6 protein-coding genes are annotated in these 6,101 nt (G+C 53.9%); 5 read left to right on the plus strand and 1 reads right to left on the minus strand.

Features of this window, described 5'->3' with window-relative positions:
* Positions 1 to 69: 69 nt before the first annotated feature.
* The 5 genes from dauA to RQ738_RS03320 all read left to right on the plus strand — a co-directional run bounded on the left by dauA (position 70) and on the right by RQ738_RS03320 (position 4,870).
* Positions 70 to 1,821, plus strand: coding sequence for a C4-dicarboxylic acid transporter DauA (gene dauA, locus RQ738_RS03300; protein WP_314161986.1), 1,752 nt, complete (start codon positions 70 to 72; stop codon positions 1,819 to 1,821).
* Between the two features lie 55 nt (positions 1,822 to 1,876).
* On the plus strand, positions 1,877 to 2,305 hold the full coding sequence (locus RQ738_RS03305) for a hypothetical protein (protein ID WP_314161987.1): 429 nt from the start codon (positions 1,877 to 1,879) through the stop codon (positions 2,303 to 2,305).
* 101 nt (positions 2,306 to 2,406) lie between these two features.
* Complete coding sequence (locus tag RQ738_RS03310; protein WP_314161989.1) at positions 2,407 to 2,745, plus strand: zinc ribbon domain-containing protein YjdM; 339 nt, start codon at positions 2,407 to 2,409, stop codon at positions 2,743 to 2,745.
* A gap of 231 nt (positions 2,746 to 2,976) precedes the next feature.
* Positions 2,977 to 4,392: a sodium/proline symporter gene (locus tag RQ738_RS03315; protein ID WP_314161990.1), complete on the plus strand. Its 1,416-nt coding sequence runs from the start codon at positions 2,977 to 2,979 to the stop codon at positions 4,390 to 4,392.
* 49 nt (positions 4,393 to 4,441) lie between these two features.
* Positions 4,442 to 4,870, plus strand: a complete 429-nt coding sequence (locus RQ738_RS03320; protein ID WP_314161992.1) for a pyrimidine dimer DNA glycosylase/endonuclease V — start codon at positions 4,442 to 4,444, stop codon at positions 4,868 to 4,870.
* 11 nt (positions 4,871 to 4,881) lie between these two features.
* Here RQ738_RS03320 and RQ738_RS03325 read toward each other — a convergent pair whose 3' ends face one another.
* Positions 4,882 to 5,832, minus strand: coding sequence for a DUF523 and DUF1722 domain-containing protein (locus RQ738_RS03325; RefSeq protein WP_314161993.1), 951 nt, complete (start codon positions 5,830 to 5,832; stop codon positions 4,882 to 4,884).
* Positions 5,833 to 6,101: the final 269 nt, after the last annotated feature.

Here is a 6,101-nt window from a genome sequence, read left to right on the forward strand (position 1 = left end):
CTGTGTGCCGGGCAGCGGCCAGCGCACCAGGCCTTGCCTGTAAAGTCGGTGATAAAATGCGACACACAAATGAGTTCAGGCGCGAGCGCGCAGCATAATCAAGAGACGTCAATGTTTTCTGCATTAACTAAATCGTTGAAAAATGGATGTTCGCTATCCAGCATTCAGGCCAATGTACTGGCCGGCTTAACAGTCGGCGTGATTGCACTGCCGTTATCCATGGCGCTGGCGATCGCCAGCGGTGTCCCTCCACAACATGGCTTATACACGGCAATAGTGGGCGGTATTGTGATCGCCCTCGCCGGTGGCTCTAAAGTCAATATTTCCGGGCCGACGGCGGCCTTTGTGGTGGTGTTGTTGCCAATTGTGCAGCAATTCGGGATCGGTGGTTTGCTGATCAGTGGCTTCATGGCGGGTGTGATCCTGGTGTCAATGGGCTTTATGAGGATCGGCCGGCTGATTGAAATAGTTCCTTACCCGGTAATCGTCGGCTTTACAGCAGGTATCGCCGTGGTTATTGCCACCTTCCAGATAAAAGATTTTTTCGGCTTGAATGTCCAGGCCGTGGATGGCCACTATATAGACAAGCTGTTGCAGATCATGCAGGCCTTGCCGACCACGCACTGGCAAGAAACACTGATTGGCGCCATTACCCTGGGCGTGTTGATTGCCTGGCCAAAACTACGCTCCCGGATCCCGGGGCATCTGGTTGCGATATTAATCGGCTCCGGCATCGCCTGGGTATTGAGCCAGCTCAACGGCGATTTCTCTGTGGCGACTATTGGCAGTCGCTTTCATTACGAGCTGAATGGTCTCACGGGTGGCGGTATCCCGCCGCTTCTTCCCGGATTTGAATGGCCATGGAATTACCCTGGCGCTGATGGCAAGCCGATTGGTTTCAGTTTTGATCTCGCGCGCACATTACTGGCCTCTGCCATTACGATTGCGGTACTGGGGGCGCTCGAGTCCCTGTTATGTGCCGTCGTGGCGGATGGCATGTCCGGCAAGAAGCACAACCCCAATGACGAACTTATCGGGCAGGGGATCGGCAACATGATTGTGCCCTTCTTCGGGGGCATTCCGGCAACCGCCGCGATTGCGCGTACCGCGGCGAACGTCCGGGCAGGTGGGACCTCGCCGCTTGCCGCCGTTGTGCACGGTCTGTTTATCCTGGTCGCTATTCTTTCACTTTCACCTTTATTGTCCTATATCCCGATGGCATCAATGGCGGCCTTGTTGCTTATGGTGGCCTGGAATATGAGTGAGGCCAGGCATTTTATCCGTACGCTTAAAATTGCCCCGAGAGACGATATTTTGACTTTGATGGTCTGTTTTCTGCTGACGGTCATATTTGATATGACCGTTGCAGTGGGTATCGGCATGGGGCTGGCGGCTATGCTGTTTATCCGGCGAAGCATCAGCCTGACCGACAGCACGAGGCTCGAGACAGAGGATGACGCCTATGCAGACCTGCCGAAGGAAATTGCGATTTACAATATCGACGGACCGTTATTTTTTGGCTCTGCGCAAAAGGCGATGAATGGCCTGACCAGCATTACGCCGGAAGTCAGGGTTGTGGTGCTGGATATGTCCAGGGTGACGATGATCGACATGAGTGCCATCGTGGCGATGGAATCAATTGTGTTTGACCTGTCGGCCAATCATGTAGAGTTGGTGATAAACAACCTGCGACCCCGTATGATCCTGAAATTGCGTCGTGCCGGTGTCCTGGCGGGTGCCGGCAAGATCACATTTTCGAGAACGATTGATGAGGCGCTGGCAAAGAGCAGGGAGATGCTCCAGCTATCAACACCAGAGTGAGGACTTGCCGGTGCGGAAAAAGGCATATGAACATACAGGCAAAGGGTGGAGACTGATGAGCGCAATAAGACAATCAGCACTTTTAATACTGCTGTGGCTAACAAGCCCGATAAGCACTGCGGCTGAAGACACGCGGCAGCTGGTAGAATTTCCGGAAATGATGCAGGAGCATATGCTGTCGAATATGCGCGACCATCTGCTGGCATTAAATGAAATCCTTATCAATATGGGCAATGGTGAGCTGGACAAGGCCGCCGACATAGCCGAGCAGCGCCTCGGCATGAGTTCGCTGGAGCTGCATGGTGCGGGCCACATGGCTGCCCGCATGCCGGAAGGTATGCAGCAGACCGGCACAAAGATGCATAAAGCGGCGAGTCGTTTTGCCCTGAAGGCCCAGGAAGGTGAGCTGTTACCGGCATACAGGATGCTTTCAGACGTGACGTCTTCATGCGTCGCCTGCCATGCCGGCTATCGGATAAGATAAAGAAAATCGTCGATAGCGATCCAGTCGAGCATTTCGATATGCGGTCCGGGACGAGTAGTGGCATGACGAATTATTTAAACAATGACAGGATATAAAAAACCATGAGTGATCTACCCAAGTGTCCGCAGTGCGGCTCGGAATATACCTATGAAGACGGCAATATGTATGTTTGCCCGGAATGCGCGCATGAATGGGCGAAAGCCGCGGTCGTCGAGACCGAGGGTGAGCGCGTTATTACCGATGCCAATGGCAATGTACTGCAGGACGGGGATACGGTCACCGTGCTTAAAGACCTCAAGGTCAAGGGTTCATCAGCGGTCGTCAAGGTCGGCACCAAAGTCAAAAATATCCGCCTGGTCGATGGCGATCATGATATCGATTGTAAAATTGACGGGATCGGTGCGATGAAACTGAAATCAGAGTTTGTGAAAAAGGCCTGAGCCGCGCTGCACGGGGCTAATCCCCGGCCATTTGATAAAATCGCCCATGCCCTATATTCTGGGTATCAGTCTGCCTTTGTGAAGCGTTCACGCCGGCCGTTCGCCGGCCGGGCAAGCTGCTGAAAAAACCCGGGTTGCCGACAAAACAACACCAGCACAATTATCGCCTGAAAATAAATACGCACTCAGTTCGTCTGTCTCTTACACAAAAAAATCATGGGGGTACGCATCGTGATAACAGCTGGCTTTCTCTTCTTTCTGTTGCTTTTCGTCATCATCGGCATGCTTTCCTACTTTAAAAGCAAAAACAGTGCCGAAGACTATTTGATTGCCGGCAAGAGTATTGCCTCCTGGCTGGCAGGCTTGTCGGCTGTCGCCACCAACAACAGCGGCTTTATGTTTATCGGCATGGTCGGGCTGACCTATACCACGGGGCTGGCCTCCATCTGGGTAATGATCGGCTGGATCTTCGGGGACTTGCTGGGTAACTTGCTGGCCGTCAGGCAGATCAGGCTGGCCAGCGGGCAAGAGAGCATTCATTCTTTCGGCGGCCTGCTGGCCAACTGGCACGGAACGGATTATACCTGGCTGCGCCGCCTGTCGGGCCTGCTGACCGTGATTTTCCTCGGCGCCTACGCGGCGGCACAACTGAAGGCGGGCGACAAGGCAACCACTGTGATCTTTGGCTGGGAGCAGTCTTCAGGCATCATTATCGGCGCGGTCATTGTCTTGCTTTACAGTTATGCCGGTGGCCTGCGCGCCTCTATCTGGACCGATGCGGCACAATCATTTGTTATGCTGTTTGGCATGCTCCTGCTCATGTTCGCCGGCACGCAGTATATAGGTGGCATCGAACCGGTCATGGCGGCACTCGGTAATGTCAGTCATGATTACATGAACTGGTTCCCCGACAAAACCACGCTGGGTATTGTGCTGTTCATCGTTGGCTGGATATTTGGTGGTATGGCGGTTCTGGGGCAGCCGCATATTGTGATCCGTTTTATGAGCCTCGATAAACCGGAACACATCAATCGCCTGCGTGCCTATTATTACTCCTGGTTTACGCTCTTCTACGGTGCGACGATTATTGTGGGTTTGCTGGCGCGTATCATCCTGCCGGAGACCCAGGGGTTTGATCAGGAGCTGGCGTTACCGACGATGGCAAAACTCCTGCTGCCGGATGTCCTGGTCGGCCTGATCCTGGCGGCGATGTTTGCCGCCACCATGTCAACAGCGGATTCGCTCGTTATCGCCTGTTCGGGTGCTATCACCCGCGACTTTCTGCCGCATCAGAAGCATTCGTTGCGGGCGGCGAAAATGGCAACCGCCTTTGTTGTGCTGACGGCACTCGTCATTGCGATTTCTGATAGCAAAACGGTGTTTAACCTGGTGCTGCTTGCCTGGGGCTTGCTGGCCTCCGCCTTTGTGCCCCTTATCCTGGTCTACTCGAGGAAGCAGCTGCCCTCGGAACCGCTGGCCATCATGATGGTACTGGTCGGGGTCGCCGGTTATTTGTTCTGGTACTATCTGGGACTGGGCGGACTGATCTACGAAGTGGTGCCGGGGATCATGAGTGGCCTGTTCGTTTATTGGGGCACGCTGCTGTTTGCTCCGCATCAGATCCGGCAAGTCGAGTACAGTACCTGACATAGAACAACCTGTGGCGGGTTGTTCAAGCGCTTATCGAGGAAAAGTCATGCGGCTGTGGTCTCTGCACCCCGACTATCTGGATGCCAGGGGGCTGGTGGCGCTCTGGCGAGAGGGTCTGCTGGCGCAAAATGTTTTACTAGGCAAGACGAAAGGCTATACAAACCATCCGCAGTTGACGCGGTTCAAACAGAACAGGAACCCGCCCGGGGCGATCGCCAGCTACCTGCGTTGTGTGGCCGACGAGGCCGACAGGAGGGGGTATAACTTCGACAGAAGCAGGCTGGTAAACAGGCGCATCATGCATAAGATCCCGGTCACCAGTGGCCAACTGGAATACGAATTCCAACACCTGTTGAAAAAACTCAGGGTCAGGGCGCCAGGCTTATACCAGCAGTTAAAAACGGTTAAAAAGATCAGGCCCCATCCCCTGCTTGAAAAAGTGCGCGGGGAAATAGAGGACTGGGAGATACTCTGACAGGGGCGCGGCTAGACCTTGTTGCGTAACTGCAGTTCGCGTGGATGGGGTTCAAGGTAATACTGCGACGAAATATAGTCATTCGGGTGCAGGCGTAGATAGTGCCTGATTAAGGTGATCGGCACTATCAACGGCAACTGGCCGCGGCGGTATTCATCAATCACCTCGAGCAGCTCCTGTTTATCCGCTGCCGACATGTTCTCCTTGAAAAACCCCATGATATGCTGGAGCACGTTGGTGTGGGTTTTGTTGGTGGCCAGTTTTTTCAGGGCCCGCATCAGCAGGGTCAGGTATTCCTCAGCCGTTTCGGACAAGTCGCCTTTGCCGGCCTCGGCGACCAGTCTGCCGAGCTCGCGGTATACCGGCTCATCATGGGCGAGGACGGTAAATTTATGCCGGCTGTGAAAATCGACGAGACTGGCGGATGTCAGGCCTTGCTGCCGGTATTGCTGCCAGCGATGATAAATGAAAACGCGCTCGATGAAATTCTCGCGCAAATGCGGGCCCATGAGGCGGCCTTCTTCTTCCACCGGTAACGCCGGGTATTGCCGCATGATGCCGGCGGCGTAGATCCCTGACGAGGACTCCAGTGGGTTACCTGCTTCATTGTAGACCTTTACCCTCTCCATACCGCAACTTGGTGATTTGCTTTTGAAGATGTAGCCACTGAGGTGATTGCATTCTGCGGCTGTTTTTTCTGCATAGGCGATCAACTCGTCAGTGACATCGGTATCAGGGTCTCTGACACCGCGGAGACGGATCCTGTCCCCGACCTTGACCAGCCGAATGGGTGGCCGGGGTATGCCCATGCCAATGGCCACCTCGGGGCAAAATGCCTGGAAGTCAAAATATTCGCCGAGTGTGTCGGTGATGTAGCGATTATGCTTATGTGAACTGTCAAAGCGGACTTGTTCACCGAGTAAGCAACTACTGATCCCCAGCAGGATCTTCTGGTTCGTCATGAGGTTTCGCCCTGGCCTTCCTGTCAATAACTATACCTGAAAGCAGAAGACTTAAAACATGGACAAACGAGGGGAATTGTAAAACAAGGTAAAAGCTTCAATAGCTGTCGTACCCGATTTTTCCGGGTAAAGATGACCGAGCTGCATCCGCAATATGGATGTCAGCATTTGCGCCTGGCGCTTTCAGGAAAAATCACTGCTGTCCCGTTAATTCCCTCTCCCTTCGGGAGAGGGTTAGGGTGAGGGGATTTAGATTCGATAACACATTG

It is taken from the genome of Sulfuriflexus sp. (assembly GCF_032250955.1).
GTDB lineage: Bacteria > Pseudomonadota > Gammaproteobacteria > AKS1 > AKS1 > Sulfuriflexus.